The 16,845-nt window shown below is 64.8% G+C and carries 18 protein-coding genes; 13 read left to right on the plus strand and 5 right to left on the minus strand.

All coding sequences use genetic code 11. The annotated features are described in order from the left end of the window. Nucleotides 1-177 precede the first annotated feature (177 nt). Nucleotides 178-498, minus strand: a complete 321-nt coding sequence (locus ACEN2M_RS15030; protein ID WP_327017347.1) for a nucleotide pyrophosphohydrolase — start codon at nucleotides 496-498, stop codon at nucleotides 178-180. Between the two features lie 184 nt (nucleotides 499-682). On the opposite strand from ACEN2M_RS15030, the gene ACEN2M_RS15035 reads away from it, so the two are divergent. Then, a complete protein-coding gene (locus tag ACEN2M_RS15035; RefSeq protein ID WP_441648953.1) occupies nucleotides 683-1,723 on the plus strand; it encodes a hypothetical protein in 1,041 nt (346 codons plus the stop codon). A 211-nt stretch (nucleotides 1,724-1,934) separates the two neighbouring features. Here ACEN2M_RS15035 and ACEN2M_RS15040 read toward each other — a convergent pair whose 3' ends face one another. The 3 genes from ACEN2M_RS15040 to ACEN2M_RS15050 form a co-directional block, all read right to left on the minus strand. Further along, the gene (locus ACEN2M_RS15040; RefSeq protein WP_441648954.1) at nucleotides 1,935-2,810 is read right to left on the minus strand and encodes an HNH endonuclease; all 876 of its coding nucleotides are present in this window, start codon (nucleotides 2,808-2,810) and stop codon (nucleotides 1,935-1,937) included. 254 nt (nucleotides 2,811-3,064) lie between these two features. Continuing rightward, nucleotides 3,065-3,991: an NmrA family NAD(P)-binding protein gene (locus ACEN2M_RS15045; protein ID WP_441648955.1), complete on the minus strand. Its 927-nt coding sequence runs from the start codon at nucleotides 3,989-3,991 to the stop codon at nucleotides 3,065-3,067. Continuing rightward, complete coding sequence (locus ACEN2M_RS15050; RefSeq protein ID WP_441648956.1) at nucleotides 3,988-4,575, minus strand: MarR family winged helix-turn-helix transcriptional regulator; 588 nt, start codon at nucleotides 4,573-4,575, stop codon at nucleotides 3,988-3,990. The genes ACEN2M_RS15045 and ACEN2M_RS15050 overlap by 4 nt, the downstream gene beginning before the upstream one ends. A 107-nt stretch (nucleotides 4,576-4,682) precedes the next feature. Here ACEN2M_RS15050 and ACEN2M_RS15055 point away from each other — a divergent pair, with 107 nt between their 5' ends. The 11 genes from ACEN2M_RS15055 to ACEN2M_RS15105 all read left to right on the plus strand — a co-directional run bounded on the left by ACEN2M_RS15055 (nucleotide 4,683) and on the right by ACEN2M_RS15105 (nucleotide 15,215). Next, on the plus strand, nucleotides 4,683-5,303 hold the full coding sequence (locus tag ACEN2M_RS15055) for a class I SAM-dependent methyltransferase (RefSeq protein ID WP_441648957.1): 621 nt from the start codon (nucleotides 4,683-4,685) through the stop codon (nucleotides 5,301-5,303). A 75-nt stretch (nucleotides 5,304-5,378) separates the two neighbouring features. Next, on the plus strand, nucleotides 5,379-6,521 hold the full coding sequence (locus tag ACEN2M_RS15060; protein WP_441648958.1) for a hypothetical protein: 1,143 nt from the start codon (nucleotides 5,379-5,381) through the stop codon (nucleotides 6,519-6,521). An 85-nt stretch (nucleotides 6,522-6,606) separates the two neighbouring features. Further along, nucleotides 6,607-7,728, plus strand: a complete 1,122-nt coding sequence (locus tag ACEN2M_RS15065) for a hypothetical protein (protein WP_441648959.1) — start codon at nucleotides 6,607-6,609, stop codon at nucleotides 7,726-7,728. 96 nt (nucleotides 7,729-7,824) lie between these two features. Further along, on the plus strand, nucleotides 7,825-8,118 hold the full coding sequence (locus ACEN2M_RS15070) for a DUF4287 domain-containing protein (protein ID WP_441648960.1): 294 nt from the start codon (nucleotides 7,825-7,827) through the stop codon (nucleotides 8,116-8,118). 238 nt (nucleotides 8,119-8,356) lie between these two features. After that, nucleotides 8,357-9,157, plus strand: coding sequence for a hypothetical protein (locus tag ACEN2M_RS15075; protein ID WP_441648961.1), 801 nt, complete (start codon nucleotides 8,357-8,359; stop codon nucleotides 9,155-9,157). Between the two features lie 318 nt (nucleotides 9,158-9,475). Further along, nucleotides 9,476-10,534, plus strand: a complete 1,059-nt coding sequence (locus ACEN2M_RS15080) for a magnesium and cobalt transport protein CorA (RefSeq protein WP_441648962.1) — start codon at nucleotides 9,476-9,478, stop codon at nucleotides 10,532-10,534. Between the two features lie 204 nt (nucleotides 10,535-10,738). Then, nucleotides 10,739-11,110 carry a DUF7793 family protein gene (locus tag ACEN2M_RS15085; protein ID WP_441648963.1) on the plus strand — a complete coding sequence of 124 codons (372 nt, stop codon included), beginning with the start codon at nucleotides 10,739-10,741 and terminating at the stop codon, nucleotides 11,108-11,110. Between the two features lie 39 nt (nucleotides 11,111-11,149). Further along, nucleotides 11,150-12,688: a putative bifunctional diguanylate cyclase/phosphodiesterase gene (locus tag ACEN2M_RS15090; protein ID WP_441648964.1), complete on the plus strand. Its 1,539-nt coding sequence runs from the start codon at nucleotides 11,150-11,152 to the stop codon at nucleotides 12,686-12,688. A 9-nt stretch (nucleotides 12,689-12,697) separates the two neighbouring features. Further along, entirely contained in the window at nucleotides 12,698-13,486 is a 789-nt protein-coding gene (locus tag ACEN2M_RS15095) for a class I SAM-dependent methyltransferase (protein WP_441648965.1), read from the plus strand. Nucleotides 13,487-13,648: 162 nt separating this feature from the next. Further along, nucleotides 13,649-14,788, plus strand: a complete 1,140-nt coding sequence (locus ACEN2M_RS15100; protein ID WP_441648966.1) for a hypothetical protein — start codon at nucleotides 13,649-13,651, stop codon at nucleotides 14,786-14,788. A 55-nt stretch (nucleotides 14,789-14,843) separates the two neighbouring features. Continuing rightward, nucleotides 14,844-15,215, plus strand: a complete 372-nt coding sequence (locus ACEN2M_RS15105) for an HNH endonuclease (RefSeq protein ID WP_441648967.1) — start codon at nucleotides 14,844-14,846, stop codon at nucleotides 15,213-15,215. A 12-nt stretch (nucleotides 15,216-15,227) separates the two neighbouring features. Here the strand turns inward: ACEN2M_RS15105 and ACEN2M_RS15110 are convergent, their stop codons facing one another. After that, the gene (locus ACEN2M_RS15110; protein WP_441648968.1) at nucleotides 15,228-15,923 is read right to left on the minus strand and encodes a helix-turn-helix transcriptional regulator; all 696 of its coding nucleotides are present in this window, start codon (nucleotides 15,921-15,923) and stop codon (nucleotides 15,228-15,230) included. Nucleotides 15,924-15,996: 73 nt separating this feature from the next. Here ACEN2M_RS15110 and ACEN2M_RS15115 point away from each other — a divergent pair, with 73 nt between their 5' ends. Then, a complete protein-coding gene (locus tag ACEN2M_RS15115) occupies nucleotides 15,997-16,737 on the plus strand; it encodes an alpha/beta fold hydrolase (RefSeq protein ID WP_441648969.1) in 741 nt (246 codons plus the stop codon). Nucleotides 16,738-16,845 lie beyond the last annotated feature (108 nt).

Raw genomic sequence — 16,845 nt, forward strand, 5'->3', positions numbered from 1 at the left:
CGCGCGACAGCATTTCTGGACTCACCGACGTACACGTCGCTTAGTCGCCCGCCTCGCATAGTCGGGCGGCTGGCAGTGGCATCGTCCAGGACGTACACCACAGGCCAGTTTGTGTTGCGGTGGTCGCCGGGGGCCCACGTCGAGATAGCCGCTTGGGTGAAGTTCAGATGCTCGATCCTAAAGGGCGTCATATTTGGTGCTGCGCCCCCGGGCCTTGTCGGCAGGGTATTTCGCTCTCGTCGTCACGAGCTTGTCGCGAACGATCTGGTCAGGATCCGCACCGATGCGGTCAGCCAGCATGATGCAGTAGGTGAGAACGTCGGCGAGTTCTTCGCGCACTCGATCCATGTCTGCGTCGGCGTTCCACTGAAAGCACTCGAGGAGCTCGCTTGCCTCAATGGAGATGCTCTTTGCGAGGTTCTCCGGCGTGTGGAATTGCGCCCAATCGCGCTCCGCTACGAAAGCTGCGATCTCCTGCCGGACTGTCTGATCGACCATTCGGCCAACCTAGCAGTTGGTGCATCAACAGATTCCGTCGACCCCTAAGAAAGACCACCAACCTCCGCTGCGTGCCTGGCACCGAGTGAGGAAGTGACGAGATCTGCTCACGGTTGACACGATCCCCAGGTTGACTAGCCAAACGATGCACCCGGTTACTGCTCGAGTCCGCCAGACTGAGCCCATGCCCCTGTACCGCTATTCAACTTCCAAGATCGAACCTCTAGTGCGTACAACTCTGGCGGCTGAGCACATTCGAGAGCGCGACGACCTGCAGCGCCTTCTGATCGAGCGGATGAGCATCATCAGCGATGACCTTCTTGTCATCGCCGAGGAATACAACTTATTCAAGGACTCCCGCCGGCGGATTGATATTCTCGCTATCGATCGCACGGGCACTTTGGTCGTCATGGAATTGAAGCGAACGGAGGATGGTGGGCATATGGAGCTCCAGGCGCTGCGCTATGCAGCCATGGTCTCCACTGTGACCCTGGACCACCTCGTACAAACACTTGCTGATTCTCGCAAGATCCCGGTAACTGAGGCCAGGGATACCATCCTCAACTGGCTGGATGAACCTATCGAAGAGCTACCTAATCACGTTCGAATTGTCCTGGTTGCTGCGGACTTCAGCACCGAGATTACTAGCACCGTCCTTTGGCTAAACGAAAACTACAGCACAGACATCTCCTGTTTCCGCCTCGTCGCTTACCGACTGGACAAAGACGTGCTGCTCGATGTGCAGCAAATCATTCCCCTCCCAGAAGCAAAAGACTTCCAAATTCAGCAACGTCAGAAGGGGGCCGCGGTCACTGCCGGAATCTCAGCAGGCCGAGATTTCACGCGATACAACCTCCAGCTGGCGGGCCTGATCTTCCCCAATCTGAGCAAGCAAGCCGCAGTCAAGCTCGCCCTGCAGAAGCTTTGGGGCGCCGGCGTCCCGCTCGAGGAACTTCAGTCAGTCACGCAGCCTGGGCGGTGGCTTGCTGTCCAGCCGGCCCCGAATGAATCAGTCGAAGCTGCATTCATTCGCGAACACCCAGCCCGCACACCCGCTCATCTCTGGTTCGACCTCGACATCATTGAAGATGGGATCACCTGGGTCACCCCCCGATTCGGCGGCACGAGCACTGAAGCAATGTTGGACGGCCTCGCGAAGGTGGCTGGAGCCCACGCATCACTCAGTTGGAGCCGGTTCGAGTCCGACGTGACGGTTCCTAACTGAAAGACCCGCTGTGACTCGCGTTCACTTACGCGCTCGGTAGGTGGGAGCCCCGTTATCTCTCTCCGTGTGAAAGGTTCGTCAGCCACCTGAGCCCGAGCCCTGGCCATTGCATGGTCAGTTGCCGGTCGGGAGCCCACCCGCGGGACTCGCCCCGGGCGCCCGCGTAGGACCGCGACGGATGAATCTCGCCTTCCCTACGAGACGCAGGCGTTCAGCCGATAAACCTGTTGCTCTTCCCGAGATTGCACGACTCGCAAAGCGTTTGCAGGTTCTCCGGCACTGTCAGTCCATCACGGCTTACCGGCGTGATGTGGTCGATGTGCAAGACCGCGCCGTCGGCTGCCGAGGCGCCGCACATCCGGCATCGGTAGTCATCTCTTCGCAAGATCGTCACACGGAGACCAGCGGTCATCAGGCTCCGCTCCCGCTGCCGCAGAGCAGCTGTCGTGGACTGTCGCGCACGAGACGCCTGTGCAGCGTGAAGGCCCTGCTGGAGCTGTTCGAAGTTCCAGTTGACGTGCCGCGAATACGAGTTCTGGCCCTTCGGGCTCGTGTACTTCACCGTTGTAGTGACCTTGGCTGTCGGAGTTGGATACGGCAACTTACGGCGATTGAAGTCCTTCTTTTCGATTGCAGCGAACCTCTCGTCGCTGAGGCGGGGGTGACTGCTCCTGCCGAGCGACCCGAATTCGATCGCTTCAACGTCATGGTTGTAGGTTCTGAAATGTCTCGTCGGCGCCAGCCGCGCCTCGATCTCTTGGAGATACCACAGCTCGCCCTCGAGGACGTTCACACTCATCCGTGAAGCCAGATCGAAGCGATCGAATTTCGCCTTGGTATTGACCGACACAGAGTAGGAGTGGTGAATCGGCGCGGTGCTCGGCACGAGTGATTGAGATCGCACGTTTAGCTCCTCGAGGCGCTTCAGGGCGTCGCTCGAACCGCGCACGAGCTGCCGCCGCTTGAGTGTCACCAGCGCCCAGGCAAGGGCAATCGCAAGAACGATAACAACTGCGACAAATACGAACGTTAGGGCAGCCGTCAGGCTATCCGCCGGAACCGCGGGTTCTAGTTCGTACGGTGGCAAATGGCCTAGAGTGCGCAAGTGATACCTTCGCGGTCGAGATTATGAATGGTCCCGCGCACGGGCCGCGAGTTCATGGGTCTCTGACAGGTCGGAAGGGCGCAGCACCCACAAGCTAGCAGCGCACGCCAGTCGGGAAGCGATCATCGCCTGGCAGCTGGTGCCCCAGTTCGGGGCACCGAGCTTCAATTGCGTGTGCGTCCATAGACCGAGGCCGCCCCTGAAGGAGGGGCTCGGGCATCCTCTCGACCTACCTACTAAGCGGGCTCAGGAGCTGCCTCGGGCTGGCTGGCCAGATGCGCGGCGAGCACGTCGCGCACGGTCGTCCAGTCATGGTCGCCGTACCGGTCGTTGTCGACGTGCCGCAACTGCGCTTGGCCGCTGAACATGCTCACGAAGTACTGCATGCCCTGCCAGGCGGGGAAGGCGGCATCCGTGGTCTTGGAGAAGCGACGCACGGCCTTGGCCAGCAGCGACAGGGTGCCGGTGGTGCCGGCGAACTGCAGCTTGAACGGGGTGCCGGTCAGCTCCGACATGGTCTGGGCCACGCTGCGGGCGGTGACCCGGTCGCCGGCGATCTCCACGACCCGGGGCGCGTCGGCGTCGAGGGCCACCAGGGCCACTACGCGGGCGACGTCGTCTTTGGTGGTGAAGTCGAGGATCTGGTCGGCGGAGGACCAGTACATGACCTTGCGCCGGCCGAACGCGATCATCGGCGCGGTGCCGGTGAGCATGTCGGCGAAGGCACCGTTGAGCACGGAGGTGACCTGGATCGGGGCCGCGTCGAGGTCGGTGGCGAACTCGCGGCGCAGCTCGAAGTTGCGGTTGCTGCCCAGGGCGATCTGGCGGTAGTCCGACGAGTAGTCGGAGGGGATGAAGCGGGGCACCCCGGCGGCCACGGCCGCGGCCAGCAGGGCGCGCTGCGCGTCGACGATCACCGGGCGGGTGCCGCTCACGGCCGAGACGATCACGTCGGCACCGGTGACGGCCGTGGTGAGGGCGGCGGGGTCGGTGTACGCGGCGGTGACGATGTCGATGCGGTCGTTGGCGTCGTAGAGGGCGGCGGCGGCGCCGCTGCCCGGGCGGGTGAGCACGCGGATGCGGGTGTCGTGGGTGAGCAGGTCGCGCACGATGCGCTGGCCGAGGTCGCCGGTGGCGCCGGCGACGAGAACGGATGTGGTCATGAGCGGGTCTCTGTTTCTGTGGAAGGTGCGGGGCGGCGGGAGCGCTCGGGAGTGGGCACCGGAAGGTTCGAGTCGTGCGGGGCAGCGGGGACGGTTGCCGCGGTGGCGCCGGCGCCGAGGGCGGCCTTGGCCAGCAGCTGGCGCAGCTGGGTCTGCTCGTCGGAAGTGAGGCCGCCCATGAGGGTGGTCTCCACCGTGCGGAGGGCGATCCGGGCGGCGGCGAGCCGGGCCCGACCGGCCTCCGTGGGGTACACCTGGCGGATGCGCCGGTCGCGCGGGTCCGGGCGGCGCTCGACGAGCGCATCCGTCTCGAGCGCATCGATGATGTAGGTCATGGCGGTCTTGTCGATGCCGAGCCGGTGCGCCAGCGCGAGCTGCGAGGTGGGCTGCTCGGTGGTGATGGCCACGAGCACCTGGTAGCCGCGGGGGCCTCCGGGCACATCGGCCACGGCGACGCTGCCGGCCCGGGAGTAGCCCTGGTACATGGAGGTGAGCGACCAGCCCAGTTCGGTTTCGATACCGTCGGAGGTCCAGTCGATCTCGGGGGCGGTGTCCGTGGGCGGGGTGGGGTCTGGGGCGGGCATGGTTGGATCGTATCAGAGTGAGATGATCTGACCTCTGGATGGTTTCGATGTCGAGCCACCGCTGCGATCGACCGCCCCAGGGCGCGAAGCATCCTAGGCTCGGACGCATGTCATTCGAGATCACCGGGGCGTACGGCGAGCGTGCGGCGGAGTACACCGAGAAGCTGGGCTCGATGACGTCGGTGCATCCGGCGGATCTTCAGCTGATCACCGGATGGGCCGAACGGCTCGACGGGCCCGTGATAGATGCCGGCTGCGGGACGGGTCATTGGACGGGTCATCTCGCCACTCGTGGTGTCGAGGTGCGCGGAGTCGACCTGGTGCCGAGCTTCATCGATCACGCCCGACGGGCGTATCCCGGGGTGCGCTTCGAGCTCGGCGACATCGGCGTGCTCCCGGAGCCAGCCGGCACGGTCGCGGGCGTGCTCGCCTGGTATTCGCTCATTCACCACGAGCCCGACACGCTGCGGAACGCTCTGGCCGAGTTCGCCCGGGTGCTCCGCCCGGGCGGCGAGCTGCTACTCGGCTTCTTCGAGGGCCCGGTGCTCGAACAGTTTGAGCACGCCATCACGGCCGCTTACCGCTGGCCCGTCGACCTGCTAAGCGACGAGCTGCACGCCGCGAACTTCGACATTATCGAGACCCACACCCGAGCCGGGCTCGAGCATCGGCCGCACGGCGCGATCCTTGCTCGCGTGCGCGCCGAGGGGAAATCCGACCCTCGCTAGCGAGACCGACGTTGCCCGAGCGCTAGTCTCGGGTAGGCCGATTGTGGCCGAGCGAAGCACGCGTGGGGTGGACGAATGCGAACGACGGAGTACAGCACGACGAGCCTGCACACCGCGGCGCTCACCGATCGGGTGAAGCGCACGGACGTGCGAGCGTTCTACCGGCCGTTCGAGGCGCGGTACCCGTCGGTGCGAAACCGGTTCCTGAAGGTGCAGCGGGCGGTCATGTTCATCGGTGCCGCGCTGGGCGTCTTGGGCGTGCCTCTCCTGGCTCTGAGCGTGATCCTTATCGTGAGCAACACGAGGGCCGACCGAGTCGACGGCCTCGTAGCCATGGTCATCTGTGGCGTGTGCATGATCGGTGGAGGCCTGTTTTTCGGGTGGTTCTTTTTGCGCTTGTCGACGCGTCGGGGCACCCCGAAGCGGCACTACCGGCTCTCCCGATTCGCGACCGACAACGGACTGAGTTACGAGCCCGGTCCGATCACCGGCGCGCACGTGACACCGTGGGCGTCGCGCGGCCTTCTCACGCTCACGCGCGTGATGCGGCCGGTATCCGAGCGCTCGATCGAGTTCGCCAACCACGAACTCCGGTATGGAGCTGCCGGCACCGGCACGGCCCAGTTCGGCGGTTTCTGCGCTGTGCGGCTGAGCACGCGCCTGCCCCACATTCTGTTGCGCGCCCAGGACGGCCCGGGCGATCGGTTCACCTTGGCGGACCTGCCCGCCAGCAGCCAGCGGCTCTCCCTCGAGGGTGACTTCGACGACTACTTCACCCTGTACTGCCCCGAGAAGTATGAGCGGGATGCGCTGTACCTCTTTACCCCGGATGTGATGGCCCGCCTGATCGATATGGTGCGCGGGTTCGATGTGGAGATCATCGACGACTGGCTGTTTCTGGTGAGCAGCCGCGACGTGGTGACCCTCGACCCGGAGGCCTGGCAGGCACTCTACGACGCGGTCGGCGCGCTGAGTGACAAGATCGGCCGCTGGGAGCGCTGGCGCGACGACCGGCTGCCCGCGGTGCCGCCGGCGACATCGAGCACGGATGCCGGTGCAGCCGCGGTCGGGCGAAAGCCTGCCCCGAGATCCGGGCGGGTGGCCAAGCGCGGCCGACGGCTGCGGATGCGCCTGGGCGTGGGTACGTGGATCGGGCTGGTCGCCTTCGCACTGCTGATGGTCGGCGGTGTGATCTCGCTGTTCCACCAGGGCGGATAACCAGGCGGGCGGCCGCATCCGTTGCCTGAACGCTAGTCTCAGGTGGGCCAATCGTGGCCGAGCAAAGCACACGTGGGGTGGACGGATGCACACAACGGAATACAGCACGACAAGCCTGGACACCGCGGCGCTCACCGACCGGGTGAAGCGCAGGGACGTGCGGAAGTTCTACCGGGCGTTCGCGGCGCGGTACCAGTCGGTGCGCAACCCGGACATGATCATCCGCCGAGCGACCATGTTCATGGGTATCGGCTGCGCCCCCATCGGAGTTTTCGCCCTGGCCTACGCCGCGGCGGAGGTGGCGAGAGGAGGCGCACCGGTCGCCGATATCGTCGCGCCGGCCGGTGTCGGCCTTCTGATGCTGAGCACCGGAATCATGTTGGCGTGGTTCTTTGTGCGCACGTTCAAGCGCCGGGACACCCCCAAGCGGCATTACCGGTTGGCCCGGTTTGCCGCCGCCAATGGCCTGAGTTACAAGCCCGGGCCGATCTCCGGCAAGCACCTGAAACCGTGGGCCCGGCGAGGCCTTCTCAGGCTCACGCGGGTGATGCGGCCCGCATCGCAGCGCACGATCGAGTTCGCCAACTACGAGCTGAAGGTCGACACTCTGCGCAGCCCCAACGCCCAGTTCGGTGGCTTCTGCGCCATGCAACTGCGCACGAGCCTGCCGCACATTCTGTTGCGCGCTCAGCACGGCCCGTTCGCATTCGCGGCACTGCCCGACGGCACGCAGCGGCTCTCCCTCGAGGGCGACTTCGACGACCACTTCACCCTGTACTGCCCCGAGGAGTACGAGCGGGACGCGCTGTACCTCTTCACCCCGGATGTGATGGCGCGCCTGATCGATCGAGTGCACGGATTCGATGTGGAGATCATCGACGATTGGCTGTTGTTGGTCAGCAGCCGCGACGTGGTGACCCTCGACCCGGAATCTTGGCAGAAACTTTACGATGCAGTGGGCGCCCTGAGCGACAAGATCGACCGGTGGGAGCGCTGGCGCGACGACCGGCTGCCGGAGGTGCCGCCGGTCGTTGCTGCCGCCGTGGACACTGGTGCGGACTGGGTCGGGGCGAAGCATGCCGCGCCGACCGGGCGGGTGGCTAAGCGCGGCCGACGGCTGCGGATGCGCCTGGGCTGGGGTGAGCGGATTGGGCTGCTCATCTTCGCAGTGGTGCTGATCGGCGGCGCGATCGCGCTGTCGCTTTAGGGCCCGCTGCTGCACGCCGGTATCGGCTGGGGTTGGCGGTGGACCGGCGGCTAGAGTTCTAACGAAACGGCACCGACGCCTCGGAAGGGAACAGCAATGTCATACCAGGCCTACCTCGACGCGATCGAAACGAAGACGGGCAAAACGCCCCAGGAGTTGCTCGACGAGGCCAGCGCCCGCGGCTTCGATGCGACAACGAAGGCCGCCGACGTGGTTGCCTGGCTCCGTGACGATTACGGCGTTGGACGCGGGCACGCCATGGCGCTGTATGGCGTGCTCAAGAACGGCGCAGAGGGCGCGGTCCCCGACAAGCATGTGGGCGCGGACGGCAGCCACCGGGACGAGTCTTCGACGCTGCGACTCGACGGTCTCGCCAACCGCGAGAGCTGAAGCACGCCGAGCGGCTGCACGGCCGGCGGCCAACACGTACCGGCGTCTCCCCTGGTCTCGGCCTGCCGGTCGGTCCAGTCGAAGCCGTTGACCCAACCCCAAGCTGGGCACGCTTTCTCGTAGGATCGTCAGTGGTGGCCGTTCCAAGTGGAGCGGCGGATCGCCACGGGGAGATACAAGGGGGAACGCGTCCGGTATCCGGGCGCGGGCATACATGCAGACTTTGAACAAGACATCCATGCTGACCGCCACCACGTTGGCGGCAGCAACTGCGCTCCTGCTTGCGGGCTGTTCCACCGCGCCGACCGGCGACGGCGTCGACAACAACGCAAGTACTGATGGAGCCCCCAAGGCCGGGGTGTTCGAATTTCAGACCCCCGCGTACGGCTCCGAAGGCGAGCTGGTCATCCGCGTTCCTGAGGCCCTCGTCGACGCCGCGGGATCCGATGCCGACGGGCTGCTGGTGGGCGAGGTGACGGCGAAAGCACGCAAACTGGACTCGTCCAAGTCGTGCGCTGTCGACCTGGTCATCGACTATCAAGGAGATGGCCTCGACACGCTGAGCCGACCGTCGATGACGAAAGAGGAATACGCCGCCGAGGGCGAAGCCGAACTCGAAAGTGTGTTGATGCGGCAGTTCGGCGTCGAGACCGTGGAGGAAGCCGAGGCGACTGCCCCGGGCGGTGCCGCGGAGGTGGAAGAGATCGTTGGCAACCTGGAGCAGGCGCCGTATTCCGCCAAGCCGGCGTGGTGGATGCTGGACGCGACTCCCATCGACGATCTCGACGCCTCCGACCCCGAGACAGGCAAGTACGTCTCCGACGATTCCAAGACCCTGACGTTCGTGCAGTCTTGCGCCTCCGATCCGCTTGACGACGGTAGCTCGAATCAGTTCGACTTCCCCCTCGAAACCGACGGCTCGATCGACGCGTTCGCCACTGTGGAGATGACCGTCATGAAGGACGGCACCCTCACCATCATCGAGGCGAGCGTCGCCGACTACGAGATGGACTCCAACGGCGACTGGATCGGCTACTAGGCCTGTAAATCCGCTGCGATCGTCGACATACACTAATCTCGTTGCCCTGGAGTGGTACGGTATGCGAGGCCCAGGCAGGGCCACGACAATCTTCGATCGAAGGCGGGTGAGCGGCCATGGCTGGTGATAGTCCGCGCTCCACTCCCTTCGCGATTGTCGTTTTCGCTCTGACCTTCTAGGTCGGGCGTCGCGCTGGGGTGGCGCGCTACTGAACCTCCTTTGCGAGGTGGCCTTTGGTGTGCCGTCGATTCCTGACGCGCCCGCGGTCACCTTGGGCTTGCTTACGTGCTCTCGTCGACCGAACGACGGAGTAGGACCATGGCACTCATCGACAACGGCATCTACGTGACCGGGCAGCGCACCTCCAGCCCGCAGAGCCTCGACGAGACGTACCAGCAGTTACGCGAGTGCGCGGGGATGGCCTGGATCGGGCTGTACCGGCCCGATGCGGACGAGATCCGTAGCGTTGCCGACGAGTTTTCGCTGCATCCGCTGGCCGTGGAAGACGCGTTGAAAGGTCACCAGCGGGCCAAGCTGGAGCGCTTCGGCGACACCCTCTTCGTGGTGCTGCGGCCGGCCTGGTACCTCGACGCCGAGGAGCGAGTGGAGTTCGGCGAGGTAAACGTGTTCATCGGCCCGGGCTTCGTGGTGACCGTGCGGCACGCCGAGAACCCCGACCTGGCCAACGTGCGCCGGCGGATGGAGTCGAACCCGGCGCTGCTCGCGCTCGGCCCCGAAGCGGTGCTGCACGCCGTGCTCGATGAGGTCGTCGACGCCTATGCGCCGGTGGTTGCCGGGTTGGAGAACGACATCGACGAGATCGAGAACCAGCTGTTCGGCGGCGACCCGTCGGTGTCGCGGCGCATCTACGAACTGCTCAGCGAGGTGATCGACTTCCAGCGCGCCACCGGGCCGCTGCGCGGCATGCTCGAGGCACTGCTGCGCGGCTCGGAGAAGTACCAGGTGGATGTGGAACTGCAGCGCTCGTTCCGGGACGTGCTCGACCATGTGCTGCGGGTCACCGAGCACGCCGCCTCGTTCCGGGCGCTGCTGGAGAATGCGCTCACCGTGCACGCCACCCTGGTGACTCAGCAGCAGAACGACGAGATGCGCCGCCTCTCGGAGGCCGGCCTGGCCCAGAACGAGGAGACCCGGCGGTTGTCGGAGGTGGGTCTGGCGCAGAACGAGGAGGTGAAGAAGATCTCGTCGTGGGCGGCGATCCTGTTCGCGCCGACGTTGGTGGGCACGATCTACGGCATGAACTTCGACAGTATGCCGGAGTTGCACTGGGAATTCGGGTACCCGGTGGCGGTGGCGGCGATGGGCGTGATGGGGTTGGGGCTGTGGGGGATCTTCAAGCGGCGGAAGTGGTTGTAAGGGCGGAGCAACGCCCGTACCATCCGTGGCGCCATCGCCGGTGTCGGCCCCGGTTGGGGGTTGGTGCCCGATGCGAAGCTGTCTTCGCCGTCGATGACACTGCCGTGAATATCGGTCGGCGATTGATTTGATAAGCACCTGAACACGAGTAGCTTTGAGGAGTGGCTGAACGGTTCGGCTGCGTGCCCGGGGGAGGACGTTGCAATGGGTCCGGTCCCTGCAGACGGCGCAAAAGAGACTCTCGAAACGGTCGATGGAATTCTCCATCTGCGCTGGCAGCCCGGGGTTCACATTGAGGTCGAAGATGCCCACGTCGCGATGGCGAAAGTTAACGACGCGTGCGGGAACGAACGGCGGGGCATGCTCGTCGATATGGCAGCGGTCGGGTCGGTGAGCCGAGAGGCCAGGGCCGTGTGGTCTATTCCCTGCAGCGCCTCGCGCATTGCTCTTCTGGGCAAATCACCTGTTGACCGAGTCTTGGCGAATTTCTTTCTCGGTGTGCACATTCCGCCGTGTCCGACTAAGTTCTTCACCTCGCGCAGCGAAGCCATGGAATGGCTCACTGCCGGTGCCTAGGCGTGCAGAAGCGCTGCGCAGAGTGCATCTTCGGGTGATATGAACTCGGGAGACGACGCCGACGACCCTCGTTTGCAGCAGTTGGTGGAAGGTGTTGTCCGGTTGGCTGCCGGCGACCTGGACGCGCGGATAGAGCCGTCTGAATTGAGGGATGACATCGACGCTGTGATCACCGGCGTCAACCTACTCGCCGAGGAACTCAGTTACATCTACTCGAATCTGGAACAGCAGGTTTCTGACCGTACCGCCATGCTGCGGCAAACTCAGGCCGAGCTGGAACAGATGGCAAAGACTGACGACTTGACGGGCCTTGCGAATAGGACCCTGCTCAACGAGCGAATCAACGAGGCAATCCTGGCCAGCACGGACAGTGGAAAACCCCCGGCTCTGCTGGTGCTGGACGTGGATTCCTTCAAAGCCGTCAATGACGTTCTGGGCCATGGGGCCGGTGACGCAGTCTTGATCGAGGTTGCCCGGCGCCTCAAGTGCGCCGTACGGGCCGTCGATACCGTGGCACGTCTGGGTGGGGATGAGTTCGCCATCCTCGTCATCGAAGCGACAGAAGAGGAAGTCCTGAATATTGCGCACCGGGCGTCGGCGCAGCTTCAGGACAGCGTGCAGGTTGGAACCGAAACCGTCTGGGCGATGGCCAGCATCGGGGTTCGTATCGGCACGCCGGGCCATCCAGCTGAGTCGCTGATTCGGGATGCTGACATCGCCATGTACCAGGCGAAGGCGCATGGCCGCAACAACATCCAGCTGTTCCACCCCGACATGCTCGACTCTGTCCGTGAACGCTCACGCATCACAGCCGAGCTTCGTAACGCCGTCGCCGGCGGCGAGCTGGCGCTGCGTTATCAGCCGGTGGTCGAATTGGCCTCAGGAACAGTCATAGGTTTCGAAGCCCTCCTTCGGTGGCACCATCCGGTGCGCGGACTCATCATGCCGGATAGCTTCATCCCCATCGCGGAAGAAACCGGCCTGATCCTGGAATTAGGACGTTGGGTGCTTCACGAAGGAGTCGCCCAGCTGCGACGCTGGAGCGAAACCGAGCCTGAGCTCACAGACTTCTGCCTACACATCAATCTTTCCGCCGCCGAACTGCTGCGCGGTGACCTGCTGGAAGATGTCAGGGAGACGCTCGCTAGGAATCATGTGGCTCCGCCGCGATTGGTTCTGGAGATCACCGAGACCGTCTTGATGTCGAAGGGAACGGCGGAAGAACAGGTCTTGGGCGAGCTGCGAGATCTCGGTGTCGGGCTGCAAATTGATGACTTCGGCACCGGTTATTCGTCCATCAGTTATCTCCGAACGCTTCCAGCAGACACGGTCAAAGTCGACCGTTCCCTGATTCAGGACATGGCATCGGACCCACAGCAGCAAAAATTCGTTGCTGCCATTCTCCAACTGATTTTCTCGGCGGGCCTGAAGGCGATCGTCGAAGGCATTGAGACCGCCGAACAGGCGATTCTCCTGCAGACGATGGGTTGCCTATACGGACAAGGCTATTTCTATGACCGCCCGCTACCGCCCGAGATGGTTCTGGGACGGCTCAGTAGTCTCGCGCACCGTCAGTAGAGTGAGAGCATGTCAAAGCTTTGGGGGCAGATGCTACTTGTCCCATCGGTAGTGCGCCTCACCTCCCGGGCACCGAAGGACCCGTCAGCGGCGTGGGACGGGTACTGGCGCGGAATCCGCACCACCGGCCGTTCGGGAGACGTGCTGTGGGACTCCGGATCCCAGACCGAGCTCGAGCAGTACACCGACGCCGTCCTGGGCCATTTCAATCCGGCTCTTCCCGTCATCGACGTTGGATGTGGCAACGGAACCAATACCCGCTGGCTTGCTGGTCTTTTCCCGAGGGCTATCGGCATTGATGTATCCGTCGGCGCCATCGCGCTAGCGAGACGGGAAGCCGCAGGCCTCCACAACGTTGAGTTCCTGGCTATGGATGCAACGGAACCTGATGCTGGAGAGCACCTGCTGGAGTCAGTGGGGCCTGCCAACGTTTTTGTTCGCGGAGTTTTTCATGTGCTAAAACCAGACCAGCAAGCCAGCCTGGCTACCAACCTACGCACCGTTGTCGGGAACACCGGCCGGGTATTCCTCGCCGAAACCAACTTCCCCGGAAGCAGTCTCGCCTACCTGCAAGAGCTGGGCGCCACCCGGCGAAGCATGCCACGACAGTTGCAAAGGGCCCTGGAAAACCTGCCCCGCCCCGGACATTTTGGTACGCAGGAACGGCACAACACCTTCCCGGACTCGGACTGGCACGTGATCGCCGACGGGCCGGCACACATCGAAGTGACTCCCATGAACGCCAACGGCCAATCGCAGCATGTTCCGGGATATTTCGCTCTATTAGCCGGCGCCTAGACACCTCGCCGTGTACTCGAGCAGGCCGGCGTTCCGGTGGAACTCGACGTCGTTCCGGGGCCCGAAGCGGGCTCGACCGAGGCGGCGAACGCATCCGCTGCCCGACCGATACTCTCGGACTGGGCCGCTTCTTGGCGATCAGAGCAAGCGTGGGGTGGACGAATGCGAACGACGGAACACAGCACGACGAGCCTGCACACCGCGGCGCTCACCGACCGGGTGAAGCGCAAGGACGTGCGGGAGTTCTACCGACCGTTCGCGGCGCGGTACCCGTCGGTGCGAAACCGGTTCCCCCGGGTGCAACGGGCGGTCATGTTCATCGCTGCCGGGCTGGGCTTCTTGGGCGTGCCCCTCCTAGCTGTGAGCGTGATCCTTGTGGTGAGCGACACGAGGCCTGACCGAACCGAAGGCTACCTCTACATGGGCTTCACTGGATTGATCACGATCTGGGGAGGTGTGTTTTTCGGGTGGTTCTTTCTGCGTTTTTCGACGCGTCGGGGCACCCCGAAGCGGCACTATCGGCTCTCCCGGTTCGCGACCGACAACGGACTGAGTTACGAACCCGGGCCGATCATCGGCGCGCATGTGACACCGTGGGCGTCGCGCGGCCTTCTCACGCTCACGCGCGTGATGCGACCGGTATCAGAGCGCTCGATCGAGTTCGCCAACCACGAACTGCGGTACGGAGTTGCCGGCACCGGCACGGCCCAGTTCGGCGGGTTTTGCGCTCTGCGGCTGAGCACGCGCTTGCCGCACATTCTGTTGCGCGCTCACGACGGCCCGGGCGATCGGCTCACGCTGATGGACCTGCCCGCCAGCGGCCAGCGGCTCTCCCTCGAGGGTGACTTTGACGACTACTTCACCCTGTACTGCCCCGAGGAGTACGAGGCGGATGCGCTGTACCTCTTTACTCCAGATGTGATGGCGCGCCTGATCGACCGGGTGCACGGGTTCGACGTGGAGATCATCGACGACTGGCTGTTCCTGGTGAGCAGCCGCGACGTCGTGACCCTCGACCCTGACGCCTGGCAGGGACTCTACGACGCGGTCGGCGCTCTGAGCGACAAGATCGGTCGGTGGGAGCGCTGGCGTGACGACCGGCTGCCCGCGGCGCCGCGGGTGACCCCGGGCACGGATGCCGGTGCGGGTGCGGGCGGGCTGAAGCGTGCCTCGAGATCCGGGCGGGTGGCGAAGCGCGGCCGACGGCTGCGGATGCGCTGGGGCGTGGGTACGTGGATCTGGTTGGTCGCCTTCGCACTGCTGATGGTCGGCGGCGTGGTCTCGATGTTCTACTCACCCTGATCCGCACCTCGGCGTGCGAGCGATGTGCTGGGCGCGGCCGGAGTACCGTGGAGCTGTGAGCCCTCCCCGCAAGTTCCCCGCCAAGGTGCCGGCGGCGGCGCGGGCTCGGTACGCGAAGCGACGGAAAAACCGGCTCGCCCGCGTCGACAACGACCTCACCGCCGCACAGTGGGCCGACCTGCTTGCGGCCTGGGGCGGCTGCGCCTATTGCCAATCACCGAGTCCGGCCCTGCAGCGGGACTGCATCATGCCGATCTCCCGGGGCGGCCGGTACACCCTCGAGAACGTGGTTCCGGCCTGTGCGTCCTGTAACGCGAGCAAACACAACAATGAAGTCACGGGGTGGCTCCGCCGCAAGAAGCTCGACGAGCGCGCATTCCTGCTCCGTTACGCGACGATCCTGCCGACTCTCCGCCCGGCAGAGTAGGGCTGGCAACGCTCAGCCCCGGCTGTGCACCGGTCTTGCGTTCGCCGGGGGTTCTCCGACCTCCTGGATCGTGTGGCCGCTGCAGGCCGTCTTGGTCACGCTGGCCCGCTCGATGCGCGACACAGTGAACCATCGCATCGCGTCGCGCAGTCGGCACCACCCGACCAGGTACCACTGACCGTTCGTGGAGGCGAAGAGCACGGGTTCGACGTCGCGTGCGGTCGTGGTCCCGTCTCCCGATGTGTAGCGAAGACGGAGTACTCGCTGCTCGGCCATCGCCTCCTCCAGTGCCGATCTGATTGCTCGTGATGAGGAGGGCGGCGTGTTGACCCAGACCCGGCTGGCCAGCTCGTCGGCTCGTGCTCGGGTTCGGGGATCGAGCACATCCAGGATCTTCTTGATGCCGGCTGCGGCCAGATCGGCGTAGGGGGCATCGGATGCAGCGGACACGGCTGCCATGAGCGCCACCGCCTGCGCCGGGGACAGGCTGACCGGCGGCAGGGACGCGCCTATCGCCATCCCGTAGCCACCGCCCGGACCTGGCCGGGACCAGAGCGGCGCGCCGCTGTTCTCTAGCGCAGCGAGGTCTCTTTTGACTGTGCGCACAGACACTTCGAACTCTCTCGCCAGCCGCTCGGCCGAGCACCCCCTTGAGCCGTTGCGGCGTAGCATCTCGGACAACGCATGGAGGCGTTCTGTTCGCTTCACCGTTCGGCCTGCAGCAAATTCATGACACAAATAGTGACACACACCTGCCCGGCGCGCCAACGAAGGTAGTGACATGACAACTACAACGAGCAGTCCCACCATTGTTCTGATCGCCGGGCACTGGCTCGGCGCTTGGGCGTGGGATGACGTCCTTGACCACCTGAACGCCGGCCACTCTCGGGCAAGCGCGCTGACGCTGCCCGGTCTCGACGGGGACGATCCCGAGCGGGCGACGAAGACTCTCGACGATCAAGCCGCTGCGATCCTGGACCTGTTCGCTCGACTCGGGGTCTCCGCGGATCAGCCCGCGATCATCGTCGCTCACAGCGGGGCGAACTTTCCCGTCAGTCTGGTGCTCGACCGGCACCCTGAGCTTGTCCGGCGAGTGGTGTGGGTCGACTCCGGGCCCGTGGCCCCGGGAAGCATCTTCGCCCCCGATCTCCCGGAGGGGGTAAAGGAGCTTCCGCTCCCGCCGTTCGACGCTTTTCCCCCTCAGGCGAGCCTGGAAGGGCTGAGCGCCGAGGTCCTCGAGCGGTTCCGGGCCCGGGCGGTCCCCGAGCCCGGCCCCGTGCTTCGTCAGCCGCTCGAGCTCACGAACGACGCCCGGCGCACTGTGCCAACTACCCTGGTGTGCTGCTCGATGCCGAGCGAGCAGGTGCTGGAGCTGGCCCGAGCAGGCCATCCCATGTTCGCCGAGGTCGCGAACCTCGAGGACCTCGACGTCATCGACCTGCCGACGGGCCACTGGCCGATGTGGAGCCGTGCCGGCGACCTCGCCCAGGCCATTCAGTCGGCGGCTTCTCGCACCGACTGAGTGCGCACGGGGCATGCCGAGCCGCGGGGCGGGTATGCCGTCGGGGCGTCGCTGACCCCCGTGTGGCTGGATGATCCCGCTCTAGCGGGATCATCCAGCCAGAGGGGG

It is taken from the genome of Cryobacterium sp. W22_MBD10_FK3, assembly GCF_052113745.1.
GTDB lineage: Bacteria > Actinomycetota > Actinomycetes > Actinomycetales > Microbacteriaceae > Cryobacterium.

What these genes read in the sequence shown, in the direction of transcription:
- ACEN2M_RS15050 (WP_441648956.1), bottom strand. Translation starts at nt 4,575, where the DNA reads ATGCCCGCCCCAGACCCCACCCCGCCCACGGACACCGCCCCCGAGATC.
- ACEN2M_RS15080 (WP_441648962.1), top strand. Translation starts at nt 9,476, where the DNA reads ATGGCACTCATCGACAACGGCATCTACGTGACCGGGCAGCGCACCTCC.
- ACEN2M_RS15030 (WP_327017347.1), bottom strand. Translation starts at nt 498, where the DNA reads ATGGTCGATCAGACAGTCCGGCAGGAGATCGCAGCTTTCGTAGCGGAG.
- ACEN2M_RS15035 (WP_441648953.1), top strand. Translation starts at nt 683, where the DNA reads ATGCCCCTGTACCGCTATTCAACTTCCAAGATCGAACCTCTAGTGCGT.
- ACEN2M_RS15075 (WP_441648961.1), top strand. Translation starts at nt 8,357, where the DNA reads ATGCTGACCGCCACCACGTTGGCGGCAGCAACTGCGCTCCTGCTTGCG.
- ACEN2M_RS15045 (WP_441648955.1), bottom strand. Translation starts at nt 3,991, where the DNA reads ATGACCACATCCGTTCTCGTCGCCGGCGCCACCGGCGACCTCGGCCAG.
- ACEN2M_RS15090 (WP_441648964.1), top strand. Translation starts at nt 11,150, where the DNA reads ATGAACTCGGGAGACGACGCCGACGACCCTCGTTTGCAGCAGTTGGTG.
- ACEN2M_RS15060 (WP_441648958.1), top strand. Translation starts at nt 5,379, where the DNA reads ATGCGAACGACGGAGTACAGCACGACGAGCCTGCACACCGCGGCGCTC.
- ACEN2M_RS15100 (WP_441648966.1), top strand. Translation starts at nt 13,649, where the DNA reads ATGCGAACGACGGAACACAGCACGACGAGCCTGCACACCGCGGCGCTC.
- ACEN2M_RS15070 (WP_441648960.1), top strand. Translation starts at nt 7,825, where the DNA reads ATGTCATACCAGGCCTACCTCGACGCGATCGAAACGAAGACGGGCAAA.
- ACEN2M_RS15095 (WP_441648965.1), top strand. Translation starts at nt 12,698, where the DNA reads ATGTCAAAGCTTTGGGGGCAGATGCTACTTGTCCCATCGGTAGTGCGC.
- ACEN2M_RS15085 (WP_441648963.1), top strand. Translation starts at nt 10,739, where the DNA reads ATGGGTCCGGTCCCTGCAGACGGCGCAAAAGAGACTCTCGAAACGGTC.
- ACEN2M_RS15065 (WP_441648959.1), top strand. Translation starts at nt 6,607, where the DNA reads ATGCACACAACGGAATACAGCACGACAAGCCTGGACACCGCGGCGCTC.
- ACEN2M_RS15055 (WP_441648957.1), top strand. Translation starts at nt 4,683, where the DNA reads ATGTCATTCGAGATCACCGGGGCGTACGGCGAGCGTGCGGCGGAGTAC.
- ACEN2M_RS15115 (WP_441648969.1), top strand. Translation starts at nt 15,997, where the DNA reads ATGACAACTACAACGAGCAGTCCCACCATTGTTCTGATCGCCGGGCAC.